This window comes from Streptomyces sp. NPDC052773, from assembly GCF_044547145.1.
Classification (GTDB): Bacteria; Actinomycetota; Actinomycetes; order Streptomycetales; family Streptomycetaceae; genus Streptomyces.
The window spans coordinates 178,906-192,215 of the sequence record NZ_JBITZX010000011.1 but is presented as its reverse complement, the minus strand read 5'-3'; the positions used below and the strand labels follow the sequence as shown (position 1 = coordinate 192,215).

The window sequence follows — 13,310 nt, the reverse complement described above, 5'->3', positions numbered from 1 at the left end:
GTCCACGTGACGGACGAGGATGGTCGCCGCGAACGGGTGGAAGACGGGCGTCGGGTTTCGGCCATCCGAGGTGGACGGACGGCAAAGAGCTGTCGACGACCATTAGCAAGAGGTCGGCATGGACCGGTAGTGTTCGACATTGCCGAACAGAGGCAGCGACCTCGCAGCTCGACGGTCGAAGGGGACGGAGGCAGGACGGCGATGGCACGGAACATCCAGTCGCTCGAGCGGGCGGCCGCGATGCTGCGACTGCTCGCGGGCGGCGAGCGGCGGCTGGGCCTGTCGGACATCGCCTCGGCCCTCGGCCTGGCCAAGGGCACCGCCCACGGCATCCTGCGCACCCTCCAGCAGGAGGGGTTCGTCGAGCAGGACGACGCCTCCGGGCGCTATCAGCTGGGCGCGGAGCTGCTGCGCCTGGGCACCACCTACCTCGACGTCCACGAGCTGCGGGCGCGCGCCCTGGTGTGGGCCGACGACCTGGCCCGCTCCAGCGGGGAGAGCGTCTATCTGGGGGTCCTGCACCAGCAGGGCGTGCTGATCGTCCACCACGTCTTCCGCCCCGACGACAGCCGGCAGGTGCTGGAGATCGGCGCCATGCAGCCGCTGCACTCCACGGCACTCGGCAAGGTGCTGTCGGCGTACGACCCGGTCGCGCACAGCGAGGCCGTCGAGGCCGACCGCAAGGCGTTCACCGACCGCACCGTCTGCGACCTGGCCCCCTTCGAGCAGATCCTCGACCTGACGCGCGCGCGGGGCTACGCGGCCGACGTGGAGGAGACCTGGGAGGGCGTGGCCTCGATCGCCGCCCCCATCCACGACCGGCGCCGGATGCCGGTCGGCGCGGTCGGCATCACGGGCGCGGTGGAGCGGGTGGCCCGGGACGGCGAGCTGCGTCCCGAGCTGATCGCGGCGGTGCGGGACTGCGCCCGCGCGGTCTCGCGGGACCTGGGCGCGGGGCGCTTCTGAGGCCGTAGGGCCGGGATTCGCGGCGCCTTCGGGGCCGTATCGGGAAAGTCTCGCCGGGACGCCGGACGGCGTTCCGGCGATCGCCATGCCTGAAAACGGGCACATCGGACATAACTCTGCCCATTGCCGCATTGAAGATCGATAACTCAGCGCGATCAATAACGATCGTGTTTTCGATAACGGAACCCTTGACGCATGCGCGACCGCCCGACAAGACTCCCGTCCATCGGTCGGCATTGTCGAACACCTACCGGCAATACGCGCTAGAGTGTGACAACGCCAAGGGCCGGCACAGCTCTCACCCCCGAGGGCGCAGAACCTCCGTTGGGACACGGGGTTCGGCTTCCCCTGGACGAAGGACAAAGGAGTCGCGGGTGTCCAGCTCCGACATCTTCATCGGCGAGACCATCGGTACCGCCATACTCATCCTGCTCGGCGCCGGCGTCGTGGCCGCCGTCGTGCTCAAGGCCTCCAAGGCCCGCAACGCCGGCTGGCTCGCCATCACCTTCGGGTGGGGTTTCGCCGTACTGACGGCCGTCTACATCTCGGCGCCGCTGTCCGGCGCCCACCTCAACCCGGCCGTGACGCTCGGCATCGCCATCAAGGACGGTGAGTGGAGCAACGTCCCCACCTACTTCGCGGGACAGCTCCTCGGCGCCATGATCGGTGCCACGCTCGCCTGGGTGGCGTACTACGGACAGTTCCGCGCCCACCTCACCGACCGCGAGATCGTCGGTGGCCCCGGTACCCAGTCCACCAAGGCCGTCGAGGCCCGGGAGGCCCAGGCCGGTCCGGTGCTCGGCGTCTTCTCCACCGGCCCCGAGGTCCGCAACGTGGCGATGAACCTCGCCACCGAGATCATCGGCACCTTCGTGCTGGTGCTCGCGGTCCTCACCCAAGGCCTCAACGACAGCGGCAAGGGCCTCGGCCCGCTCGGCGGACTGATGGTCGCGCTGGTCGTGGTCGGCATCGGTCTGTCGCTCGGCGGACCGACCGGTTACGCCATCAACCCCGCGCGCGACCTCGGCCCGCGCATCGTGCACGCGCTTCTCCCCCTGCCCAACAAGGGTGGCTCCGACTGGGGCTACGCCTGGATCCCGGTCGTCGGACCGCTGATCGGCGCCGCGCTCGCGGCGGGCCTCTACAAGCTGGCCTTCGCCTAGAGGTTCGCTGGAGCATCAGCTCACCACCCCAGTCCGTTCGACATGAACCCCAGGAGCACACAGTGACCGACGCCCACACCGCCGGCATCGCTTCCCACGGGCATGGCCCGTTCATCGCCGCCATCGACCAAGGCACCACCTCCAGCCGCTGCATCGTCTTCGACCGGGACGGCCGGATCGTCTCCGTCGACCAGAAGGAGCACGAGCAGATCTTCCCGAAGCCGGGCTGGGTCGAGCACAACGCCACCGAGATCTGGACCAACGTCCAGGAGGTCGTCGCCGGCGCCATCGAGAAGGCCGGCATCACCCGCGACGACATCAAGGCCATCGGCATCACCAACCAGCGCGAGACCACCGTGCTGTGGGACAAGAACACCGGTGAGCCCGTCCACAACGCCATCGTCTGGCAGGACACCCGCACCGACGCCCTCTGCAAGGAACTGGGCCGCAACGTCGGCCAGGACCGCTTCCGCCGCGAGACCGGCCTTCCCCTCGCCTCCTACTTCGCCGGTCCCAAGGCCCGCTGGCTGCTGGACAACGTCGAGGGCCTGCGCGAGCGCGCCGAGGCCGGGGACATCCTCTTCGGCACCATGGACAGCTGGGTCATCTGGAACCTGACCGGCGGTGTCGACGGCGGCAAGCACGTCACCGACGTCACCAACGCCTCCCGCACCCTGCTGATGAACCTGCACACCATGCAGTGGGACGAGAAGATCTGCGAGTCCATCGGGGTCCCGCCCGCGATGCTCCCGGAGATCCGCTCCTCCGCCGAGGTGTACGGCGAGATCACCGGCGGCCGCCTCGGCGACCTGCTCGGCGGCATCCCGGTCGCCTCCGCGCTCGGCGACCAGCAGGCGGCCCTGTTCGGCCAGACCTGCTTCTCCGAGGGCGAGACCAAGTCGACGTACGGCACCGGCACCTTCATGGTGATGAACACCGGTGACAAGATCATCAACTCCTACAGCGGCCTGCTGACCACGGTCGGCTACCAGATCGGCGACCAGAAGCCGGTCTACGCCCTGGAGGGCTCGATCGCCGTCACCGGCTCGCTGGTGCAGTGGATGCGCGACCAGATGGGCCTGATCTCGACCGCCGCCGAGATCGAGACGCTCGCGCTCTCGGTCGAGGACAACGGCGGCGCCTACTTCGTGCCCGCCTTCTCCGGCCTGTTCGCCCCGTACTGGCGCTCCGACGCCCGCGGTGTGATCGCCGGCCTGACCCGGTACGTCACCAAGGCGCACCTGGCCCGTGCCGTCCTGGAGGCCACCGCCTGGCAGACCCGCGAGATCGCGGACGCCATGACGAAGGACTCCGGCGTGGAGCTGGCCGCCCTCAAGGTCGACGGCGGCATGACCTCCAACAACCTGCTGATGCAGACCCTCGCCGACTTCGTGGACGCCCCCGTGGTGCGCCCGATGGTCGCCGAGACCACCTGCCTCGGCGCCGCCTACGCCGCCGGTCTCGCCGTCGGCTTCTGGAACAGCACCGACGACCTGCGCGCCAACTGGCGCCGGGCCGCCGAGTGGACCCCCCGCATGGACGCGGAGACCCGCGACCGTGAGTACAAGAACTGGCTCAAGGCCGTCGAACGGACCATGGGCTGGCTCGACGACGACGAGAACTGACCGCGAGCCACCGGCTCAGTGGCGCGTTCTCAGCCGAGCTCTGACGAGGAGTAAGAACCCGACATGACCAGTCAGTCCACCCTGCAGTCCGTGCCTGCCCTCGGTACGCGCCCGGCCTCCGGCGTAGGCCCGAGCCGCGCCGAGACCCGGGAGCGGCTCGCCAAGGCGTCGTACGACCTTCTTGTGATCGGCGGCGGCATCCTGGGCATCTCCACCGCCTGGCACGCCGCGCAGGCCGGCCTCAGGGTGGCGCTGGTCGACGCCGGCGACTTCGCCGGTGCCACCTCCTCCGCCTCCTCCAAGCTCCTCCACGGCGGTCTGCGCTACCTGCAGACCGGCGCGGTGAAGCTGGTGGCGGAGAACCACTTCGAGCGCCGTGCGGTCTCCCGCCAGGTGGCCCCCCACCTGGCGAACCCGCTCACCTTCTACCTCCCCGTGTACAAGGGCGGGCCGCACGGCGCCGCGAAGCTCGGCGCGGGTGTGTTCGCGTACTCGATGCTGTCGGCCTTCGGCGACGGCGTCGGCCACCTGCTCTCCCCCGCCAAGGCGGCGGCGGACGTGCCCGAGCTGCGCACCGAGAACCTGAAGGCCGTCGCCGTGTACGGCGACGACCAGATGAACGACGCCCGCATGGCGCTGATGACGGTCCGCGCGGCCGTCGAGGCCGGTGCGGTCGTCCTCAACCACGCCGAGGTCACCGGTCTGCGCTTCACCAAGGGCCGGGTCACCGGCGCCGACCTGAAGGACCGGATCTCCGGTGAGGAGTTCGGCGTCAACGCGCGCCTCGTGCTCAACGCGACCGGCCCGTGGGTCGACCACCTGCGCCGGATGGAGGACCCGAACGCCGCGCCGTCGATCCGGCTGTCGAAGGGCGCGCATCTGGTCCTGAAGCGCACCTCCCCGTGGAAGGCCGCGCTCGCCACCCCGATCGACAAGTACCGCATCACGTTCGCCCTGCCCTGGGAGGACATGCTCCTCCTCGGCACCACCGACGAGGAGTTCGAGGGCGACCCGGCGGACGTCGCCGTCAACGACAAGGACATAGCCCAGATCCTCGACGAGGCCGCGTTCTCCATCCGCGACCAGCAGCTCAGCCGCGACCTGATCACCTACGCCTTCGCCGGTCTGCGGGTGCTGCCGGGCGGCCCCGGCGACACCGCCAAGGCCAAGCGCGAGACGGTCGTCACCGAGGGCAAGGGCGGCATGCTGTCCGTCGCGGGCGGCAAGTGGACGACCTTCCGCCACATCGGCCGTACGGTGATGAAGAAGCTGGAGTCGCTGCCCGGCCACCCGCTGGGCGAGGACTTCGAGCCGATCTCGTCGCTGCCGAAGAAGCTGCCGCTGCCGGGTGTCGCCAACCCGCGCGCGGTCGCCCACCGGCTGCTGGTCGACGGCCCGGCCCCCGGCCCGCGCATGGCCGCCGACACCGCCAGGCACCTGGCCACCCACTACGGTTCGCTGGCCTTCGACATCGCCCGCCTCGCCAACGACAACCCGGAGCTGGGCCGGCGCGTCCACCCGGACGCGCCGGAGATCTGGGCGCAGGTCGTCTGGGCCCGTGACCACGAGTGGGCGGAGACGGCGGACGACGTGCTGCGCCGCCGTACGACGCTGACGATCCGCGGTCTGGCCACGGACGAGGTCCGCGCCAAGGTCCAGGACCTGCTGGACGAGAAGAAGTAGAGACTCGCGCGCCGGCTCTTCCCTGACCGCCGCCGGCACCCGAGGCCCGGCCCCCACCGCACTGGGGGGCCGGCACGGGAAGGGGCGGCTCCGCGCCGATGGAGCCGCCCCTTTCGCGTGCTCCGGTACCCGTGGGCGCCCAGGGACCGGCGTTGTCAGTGCCGCGTGCTTCCATGGGCGGCATGAACACGGAAGACGCGGACCCGCGGGAACTCGCGGCGCTGCGCGCGGCCTTCGACGTGGACGACGGTGGTGCGTCCGCCCTCGGCTGGGAGAAGGTGCGCGCCTTCGAGGCGGAGCACGGGATCGTGCTGCCCGAGCCCTATCGCACCTTCGTCGCGGAGATCACCGACGGCTCGTACCAAGGGCCGCCGGAGTTCGGCCTGCTGGCACTCGGCGAGCTTCCGCAGGGGTCGCAGTCCGACCCCGCCGACCGCGACCTGAGCAAGCCCTTCCCGCTCACCGAGGCCTGGCTGTGGGAGGAGGACGACGACGAGCCGGACCTCGACGCCGTCTTCGAGCACGGCTCGATCGTGCTGGGCACCGACGGGTGCGCCATGGACTGGCATCTGATCGTCACCGGCCCGCACCGCGGGCACGTATGGCAGATCACCGACGTGGGCGCCCTGCCCTTCGGCGCCGAGTTCGGCTACACCACCGGCACCTCGGGCTTCGCCGGCTGGGTCGCGCACTGGGCGGCGGGCAGGGAGTGGTTCGACGCCGCCGCTCCCTGACCGCGGGGTGTTCCGGGGGGACGTTCGGGGCAGTGATCCGTTCACTCCCCCGTGCAAGGGGGCTGCGGGCGCCCTCGCGGCACGCCGTAAGGTTGGGATGTCAAGCGAGGGCACGTCGGAAGGAGGCACTGGGTGATCGAGCTCGAGGGGGTTCCCGAGCTGATCGACCCGGTCATGGTGGCCGCGTTCGAGGGCTGGAACGATGCCGGCGACGCCGCCTCCACCGCGGTCGCGCATCTGGAGAGGGAGTGGAAGGGCGAGGTCTTCGCGGCGCTGGACGCCGAGGACTACTACGACTTCCAGGTGAACCGCCCCACGGTGTTCATGGACGGCGGCGTGCGCAAGATCACGTGGCCGACGACAAGGTTGTCGGTGGTCCGCGTCGGCGGCGAGAAGCCGCGTGACCTGGTGCTGGTGCGCGGGATCGAACCGTCCATGCGCTGGCGCTCGTTCTGCAACGAGCTGCTGGGCTTCGCCCACGAGCTGGGCGTGGAGCTGGTGGTCATCCTGGGCGCCCTGCTCGGCGACACCCCGCACACCCGTCCGGTGCCGATCAGCGGGACCACGTCCGACCCGGACCTGGCCCGGCGGATGGACCTGGAGGAGACCAAGTACGAGGGCCCCACGGGCATCGTCGGCGTCCTCCAGGAGGCCTGCACGCACGCGGGTGTCCCGGCGGTCTCGCTCTGGGCCGCCGTACCGCACTACGTCTCGCAGCCGCCCAACCCGAAGGCGACGCTGGCCCTCCTCAACCGGCTGGAGGACCTGATCGACGTGCGTATCCCGCTGGGCGAGCTGCCCGAGGACGCGCGTGCCTGGCAGGTGGGCGTGGACCAGCTGGCCGCCGAGGACAGCGAGGTCGCCGAGTACGTGCAGACGCTGGAGGAGGCCCGGGACACCGCGGAGCTGCCGGAGGCGTCGGGTGAGGCGATCGCCCGCGAGTTCGAGCGGTATCTGCGCCGCCGGGACGGCGGACGGGACGGCGGCCCCGGGGACCGTACGCGCCCGCCGATGCCGCCGAAGCCGGGCACGGAGGACGGGGAGTCCTCGGAGGACTGAGCGCTCTGGAGGAAGGGCGGTGCGGACACGTTCCGCACCGCCCTTCGCCGTGACTGGAGCCGGACCGGGCCGCTACAGGGCGACGCCGAGCAGCGCGTCCACGGCGCGGGTGACGACACCCGGCGCGCCGGGGTCCTCGCCGCCGCGCTCGTGCTGGAGGGCGGCCCAGCGGTCGACGGCGGCCAGCGCGGCCGGGGCGTCGAGGTCGTCGGCCAGGGCCTCGCGGATCTCCTCGACGAGCGTGTCGGCGCCCGGTCCGTCGGGGCGGGAGACGGCGGACCGCCAGCGCGCCAGCCGCTCCTCGGCGTCCCGCAGCACCTGGTCCGTCCACTCCCAGTCGGCCCGGTAGTGGTGGGCGAGCAGGGCGAGCCGGATGGCGGCCGGGTCGACGCCGTCGCGGCGGAGCCGGGAGACGAAGACCAGGTTGCCCTTGGACTTGGACATCTTCTCGCCGTGCAGGGCGACCATGCCGGCGTGGACGTACGCCTTGGCCATGGGGAACTCGCCGGTCAGCACCTGGGCGTGCGAGGCGCCCATCTCGTGGTGCGGGAAGGCGAGGTCGGAGCCGCCGCCCTGGACGTCGAAGCCCATGCCCAGGTGGTCGAGGGCGATGGCGACGCACTCGATGTGCCAGCCGGGCCGGCCACGGCCCAGCGAGCCGCCGTCCCAGCTGGGCTCGCCCGGGCGGGCGGCCATCCACAGCATCGGGTCCAGCGGGTTCTTCTTGCCCGGGCGGTCCGGGTCGCCGCCGCGCTCGGCGGAGAGCAGCCGCATCGCGGCGGCGTCCAGGTTCGAGACCTGACCGAAGTGCGGGTCGGCCTCGACGGAGAAGTAGATGTCGCCTTCGAGTTCGTAGGCCGCGCCCATGTCGCGCAGGCGCTCCACCAGCGGCACGATGCCGGGTATCGCCTCGACGGCGCCGATGTAGTGCTTCGGGGGCAGCATCCGCAGGGCGGTCATGTCCTCACGGAAGAGCGCGGTCTCCTTCTCGGCGAGCGCGACCCAGTCGACGCTGTCGCGCTGCGCCCGCTCCAGCAGCGGATCGTCGACGTCGGTGACGTTCTGGACGTAGTGGACCTGCCGCTTGGTGTCCAGCCAGACGCGCTGGACGAGGTCGAACGCGTTGTAGGTCGCCGCGTGACCGATGTGGGTCGCGTCGTACGGGGTGATGCCGCAGACGTAGATACGGGCGACGGGGCCGGGATCGAGGGTGACCAGAGTGCCGGTCGCGGTGTCGTGGATCCTCAGGTCGCGGCCCTGACCAGGCAGGGCGGGGACCTCGGAAGCGGGCCAGGCATGCATGTCTTGAGCCTAACCGGACTGGAGTTCCGTATACGAACCGGACCAGGCCATATGGCCGGGAAGGCGCTCTTGCGCGTTCCCGGCGGATGTGCCGGGCATGGGGTGCCTCACACCGGCGGCCACGGGATGGCGGGCCACTCCCCGCTGGGCTCCGGGTGGACCTTGGCGGTGAGCAGGGCGTCGACCCGCGCGCGGGTGGCGTCCACCTCGGCCGGCGTGATCAGACCGGTGAGGCGTTCGGCGAGCGCCGCGCCCTGCTTCAGCTGGTCCCGGAGGCGTTCGAGGACCGTGACGGCCTCCTCGGTGAGCGGTTCCCCGGCCCAGCCCCACAGCAGGGTGCGCAGCTTGTTGTCGACGTTGAAGGTGACGCCGTGGTCGATGCCGTAGAGCCGGCCGTCCGCGGCGGGCAGGAGATGGCCGCCCTTGCGGTCGGCGTTGTTGATCACCGCGTCGAGCACGGCGAGCCGCCGCAGCCGCGCGTCGTCGGCGTGCACCAGCAGCGCGGTGCGCCCCTCCCCCACTTCGGCGAGGCCGATCGCCTTCCAGCCGGGCCCCGGCTCCTCGTCCTCGACGAGGGCCAGCAGCTCGGTGCCGGGGACGGCCTCGATCCACAGCTGGACCATGCCCTCGCCGTACGGGCCGTCGCGCAGCACGGTCGGCGGGACCAGGCCCCAGCCCGTGGCCTCGGAGACCAGGTAGGCGGCCACCTCCCGCCCGGCGAGCGTGCCGTCGGGGAAGTCCCACAGCGGGCGCTCCCCGGCGACGGGCTTGTAGACGCAGGCCGTCTCCGTCTCCTCGCCCTCGTGCGTCACCGTGCAGTACAGCGCCGCGTTGGAGGCCTGACGGATCTGTCCGCGCACGGTCAGCTCGCCCTCGGCGAGCAGGTCCGCCGGGCTCATGCTCCGCGGCGGTATCCGTTCTGGCGCGGACATACGTGTCCTTCCGGGTCGAGCGGCAGGCTGCACAGCGGGCAGGGCGGCCGGCCGGCGTTGACGACGTCGAGGGCGCGCTTGGCGAAGGCTCTGGCCTGGGCACCGGTGAGCCGGACCCGCAGCATCGGGGGCCCGTTCTCGTCGTCCTGGAGCAGCCGCTCCTCGGCCTCGGCCAGGTCCTCGTCGGAGTCGGCGTCGATCTCCACGAGGGCCTGTGCCTCGACGATCATGCGCTGCTCCTCGCCGTCCCAGGCGAGGGCCATGGTGCCGACCCGGAACTCCTCCTCGACGGGGGTGTCCAGCGGGGCGGTGTCGGTGATCTCGGCGGGGGCGACGGCCGGCACGGCGGCGCTGCCGCCGCTACGCCGTACGACCTCGTCGAGGAGTTCGTCCATGCGCTCGGCGAGCGCCGCGACCTGTGTCTTCTCCAGGGCCACGCTGGTCACCCGGGAGCCTGCGGAGGCCTGGAGGAAGAACGTACGGCGCCCGGGCAGTCCGACCGTGCCGGCCACGAAGCGGTCCGGTGGGTCGTAGAGGAACACCTGACGGGACACGTCCTGTCTCCTGGAATCGTCTGGACTTGTGGATCGGCATCGACGGATCGGCATCGACTTCGGGACCGACTGACCGCTTCACCCTACTGCGGCCGACGATCACGGTGCGCCCGCACCGCCCCCGACGGGCGCTTCCTCGGCCGGGGGTTCCTCGCGCGGCATGAGGGACGCGAAGTCGCCGGTGTCGCCGAGGCGGACGAGAAAAGGGCGCAGCCGGGTGTAACGGATCGCGGTGATGGAACACGGTTCCACACTGATCCGCTGGAAGAGGTCGAGATGAAGTCCGAGGGCGTCCGCGACGAGCGACTTGATGATGTCGCCGTGCGAACACATCAAGTACACCGCGTTGGGCCCGTGATCGCGCTCCACGCGCGCGTTCCACTCGCGTACGGCCTCGGCGGCGCGGGTGGCCATCGCGCGCATCGACTCGCCGCCGGGGAACTCGGCGGCCGAGGGGTGGGCCTGCACGACCTCCATCAGCGGCTCGTCCTTCAGTTCGGCGAGCTTGCGGCCGGACCAGTCGCCGTAGTGGCACTCGCCGATGCGTTCGTCGGTGTGCGCGGTCAGGCCGGGGCGGGCGTCGAGCAGCGGCCGGATCGTCTCCTGGCAGCGCTCGAGCGGGCTGGTGACGACCTCGGCGAGCGGCAGCCCGTCGAGGCGGGCGGGCAGGGCGGCGGCCTGGGCGGCGCCGCGTTCGTCGAGCCGCACGCCGGGCGTCCAGCCGGCGAGCAGTCCCTCGGTGTTGGCGGTGGAACGTCCGTGCCGGACGAGGATCAACGTGGGCATGCCGCCCAGCGTAGGCGTACGCCCGGGTGTGGTGGTGGGCCGGTGAAGGGAGAATGCGCTCAGTGATCGTCGATTGTGCCGTCTACCGGGACGGGCGCCGGACCAAGGGTCCCGAGGACCTGTCCGACGCCCTCGATCAGGCACGGGCCGGGGGCGGATTCGTGTGGATCGGCCTGCACGAGCCGGGCGAGCGGGAGTTCGCGCACGTCACCGAGGAGTTCCGGCTGCATCCGCTGGCCGTGGAGGACGCGTTGAAGGCCCACCAGCGGCCCAAGCTGGAGGTGTACGACGACTCGCTGTTCCTGGTGCTGAAGCCGGTGGTCTACGAGCCGGAGAGCGACGCCGTGTCCTCCGGGGAGGTCATGGTGTTCCTCGGCGACGGCTTCGTGGTGACCGTCCGGCACGGCGAGGGAGCGCCGCTGGCCGCGGTACGGCGGCGGCTGGAGCAGGAGCCGGAGCTGCTGGGCAAGGGGCCGACGGCGGTGCTGTACGCGATCGCCGACGCCACCGTCGACCACTATCTGGAGGTCGCGGCCGAGCTGCAGAACGATCTGGAGGAGCTGGAGGCGGAGGTGTTCTCGCCCGAGGGCGGCGGCTCCCGGCACATCGCCTCGCGGATCTACGGCTTCAAGCGGCAGATCCTGGAGTTCCGCCGCGCCACCGGACCGCTGGCGCTGCCGCTCGGCCGGCTGTCGGGGACCGGGGGGGTCGGCGGTGCGGTGCCGTTCGTCGACGACCGGGCGCGGCCGTTCTTTCGGGACGTGCAGGACCATCTCACGCGCGTGAACGAGTCCGTGGAGGGGCTGGACCGGCTGGTGTCGGATGTGCTGTCGGCGCATCTGGCGCAGATGAGCGTGCGGCAGAACGACGACATGCGGAAGATCTCCGCGTGGGCGGCCATGGCCGCCGTCCCGACGATGATCGCGGGGGTCTACGGCATGAACTTCGACCACATGCCGGAGTTGCGGTGGGTGTGGTCGTATCCGGCGGTGATCGCGGTCATGGCCGTGCTGGAGGTGGGGCTCTACCGGTTGTTCAAGGGGCGGGGGTGGATGTGAGCGGCCCTCACGCGAACTCCGGGGCGGCCTCGGCCGGGCCGTCGAGCGCGTTGCGGCGGTCCGGGGTCCTGAGAGAGACCATGCGGCGCCGGCTGACGGGGGCGTGAGCGGAGGCGTAACCCCGGGCGGGGCCGCGCGTTGTTCCGCGTGACGGCCGTGGCGGGGTAGACCCCCGAGCCCCCACCACGGCCGTGGGAATTCCGCTACGCGAGACCGGCGCGCTCCAGGGCCTCGGTGCCGGCGCGGAGCGAGGCGATCCGCTCGTCGAGGGTGAAGCCCGCGGGGGCCAGCGACAGCGTCGTGACTCCCGCCTCGGCGTAGGCCTTCATGCGGTCGGCGATGCGGTCGACGGAGCCGAGGAGGGTGGTCTTGTCGATCAGGTCGTGCGGTACGGCGGCCGCGGCGCCCTGCTTGTCGCCGGAGAGGTACCTGGCCTGGATGTCGGCGGCCTCCTTCTCGTACCCCATGCGCTGGGCGAGCTGGTTGTAGAAGTTCTGCTTGGGGCTGCCCATGCCGCCGACGTAGAGGGCGGTGTAGGGGCGGAACGTGTCGGCGAGGGCGGTCACGTCCTTGTCGTCGCCGACGGCGATGGGCAGGGTCGGGCAGACGTCGAAGCCGTCCATGGTCCTGCCGGCCTTCTCGCGGCCCGCGCGGAGGTGCTTGAGCGTGGTGTCCTCGAGGTGGTCGGCGGAGGGGAAGATCAGCAGGGCGCCGTCAGCGATCTCGCCGGTCTGTTCGAGGTTCTTGGGGCCGATCGCGGCGATGTAGAGCGGGATGTGCTCGCGCTGGGGGTGGACGGTGAGCTTGATGGGCTTGCCGGGCCCGCCGGGGAGGGGAAGGGTCCAGTGTTCGCCGTCGTGGGTGAGGCGTTCGCGGCTCATGGCCTTGCGGACGATCTCGACGTACTCGCGGGTGCGCGAGAGGGGCTTGTCGAACTTGACGCCGTACCAGCCTTCGGAGACCTGGGGGCCGGAGACGCCGAGGCCGAGGCGGAAGCGCCCGCCGGAGAGGGAGTCGAGGGTGGCGGCGGTCATGGCCGTCATGGCGGGCTGGCGGGCGGGGATCTGGAAGATGGCCGAGCCGACGTCGATGCGCGTGGTCTGGGCGGCGACCCAGCTGAGTACGGTGGCGGCGTCGGAGCCGTAGGCCTCGGCGGCCCAGCAGACCGCGTAGCCGAGGCGGTCTGCTTCCTGGGCGACGGCCAGGTTGTCCGCGTCCATTCCGGCGCCCCAGTAGCCGAGGTTGATGCCGAGCTGCATGGCCTTCCCCTTACTGATCAGTAACGTCCTTTTGTGGGGTGACCCTACCGGGTGGGTGGGGGCCTGCGGGGGTTGCTGCGGCGCCGTTGGTCGATCGGGGGCCGGGGCCGTCGTTCCACCTGCGTGCCGGGTGGGGAAATCGGTTGTCCACAGGCCATCCACGGTGAGAGTTCTGGCCAGTAATCTCGG

The 13,310-nt window shown here is 71.2% G+C and carries 12 protein-coding genes; 7 read left to right on the top strand and 5 right to left on the bottom strand.

Annotated features, from left to right (window positions below; genetic code table 11):
* Positions 1-201: 201 nt before the first annotated feature.
* The 6 genes from ACIG0D_RS24335 to ACIG0D_RS24310 all read left to right on the top strand — a co-directional run bounded on the left by ACIG0D_RS24335 (position 202) and on the right by ACIG0D_RS24310 (position 7,230).
* Positions 202-966, top strand: coding sequence for an IclR family transcriptional regulator (locus ACIG0D_RS24335; RefSeq protein ID WP_399804524.1), 765 nt, complete (start codon positions 202-204; stop codon positions 964-966).
* Positions 967-1,340: 374 nt separating this feature from the next.
* On the top strand, positions 1,341-2,129 hold the full coding sequence (locus tag ACIG0D_RS24330) for an MIP/aquaporin family protein (RefSeq protein ID WP_399804521.1): 789 nt from the start codon (positions 1,341-1,343) through the stop codon (positions 2,127-2,129).
* 62 nt (positions 2,130-2,191) lie between these two features.
* Positions 2,192-3,754: a glycerol kinase GlpK gene (glpK, locus tag ACIG0D_RS24325; RefSeq protein WP_399804519.1), complete on the top strand. Its 1,563-nt coding sequence runs from the start codon at positions 2,192-2,194 to the stop codon at positions 3,752-3,754.
* A gap of 63 nt (positions 3,755-3,817) precedes the next feature.
* Positions 3,818-5,437: an FAD-dependent oxidoreductase gene (locus tag ACIG0D_RS24320; protein WP_399804516.1), complete on the top strand. Its 1,620-nt coding sequence runs from the start codon at positions 3,818-3,820 to the stop codon at positions 5,435-5,437.
* Positions 5,438-5,619: 182 nt separating this feature from the next.
* The gene (locus tag ACIG0D_RS24315; RefSeq protein ID WP_399804513.1) at positions 5,620-6,171 is read left to right on the top strand and encodes an SMI1/KNR4 family protein; all 552 of its coding nucleotides are present in this window, start codon (positions 5,620-5,622) and stop codon (positions 6,169-6,171) included.
* Positions 6,172-6,303: 132 nt separating this feature from the next.
* Positions 6,304-7,230 (top strand): PAC2 family protein, encoded by a 927-nt coding sequence (locus ACIG0D_RS24310; protein ID WP_365766175.1) that lies wholly within the window; start codon positions 6,304-6,306, stop codon positions 7,228-7,230.
* Positions 7,231-7,302: 72 nt separating this feature from the next.
* Here the strand turns inward: ACIG0D_RS24310 and mshC are convergent, their stop codons facing one another.
* The 4 genes from mshC to ACIG0D_RS24290 form a co-directional block, all read right to left on the bottom strand.
* On the bottom strand, positions 7,303-8,532 hold the full coding sequence (mshC, locus tag ACIG0D_RS24305) for a cysteine--1-D-myo-inosityl 2-amino-2-deoxy-alpha-D-glucopyranoside ligase (protein WP_399804509.1): 1,230 nt from the start codon (positions 8,530-8,532) through the stop codon (positions 7,303-7,305).
* A 107-nt stretch (positions 8,533-8,639) separates the two neighbouring features.
* Positions 8,640-9,464: an SCO1664 family protein gene (locus ACIG0D_RS24300; protein ID WP_399804506.1), complete on the bottom strand. Its 825-nt coding sequence runs from the start codon at positions 9,462-9,464 to the stop codon at positions 8,640-8,642.
* Positions 9,428-10,018, bottom strand: coding sequence for a DUF3090 domain-containing protein (locus ACIG0D_RS24295; protein ID WP_165996987.1), 591 nt, complete (start codon positions 10,016-10,018; stop codon positions 9,428-9,430). Before ACIG0D_RS24295 ends, ACIG0D_RS24300 begins: the two co-directional genes overlap by 37 nt.
* Positions 10,019-10,117: 99 nt before the next feature.
* A complete protein-coding gene (locus ACIG0D_RS24290; RefSeq protein WP_399804503.1) occupies positions 10,118-10,804 on the bottom strand; it encodes a histidine phosphatase family protein in 687 nt (228 codons plus the stop codon).
* Between the two features lie 62 nt (positions 10,805-10,866).
* Between ACIG0D_RS24290 and corA the strand changes: the two genes are divergently transcribed.
* Positions 10,867-11,862: a magnesium/cobalt transporter CorA gene (corA, locus tag ACIG0D_RS24285; protein ID WP_399804500.1), complete on the top strand. Its 996-nt coding sequence runs from the start codon at positions 10,867-10,869 to the stop codon at positions 11,860-11,862.
* Between the two features lie 203 nt (positions 11,863-12,065).
* Here corA and ACIG0D_RS24280 read toward each other — a convergent pair whose 3' ends face one another.
* A complete protein-coding gene (locus ACIG0D_RS24280; RefSeq protein WP_365766170.1) occupies positions 12,066-13,121 on the bottom strand; it encodes an LLM class F420-dependent oxidoreductase in 1,056 nt (351 codons plus the stop codon).
* Positions 13,122-13,310: the final 189 nt, after the last annotated feature.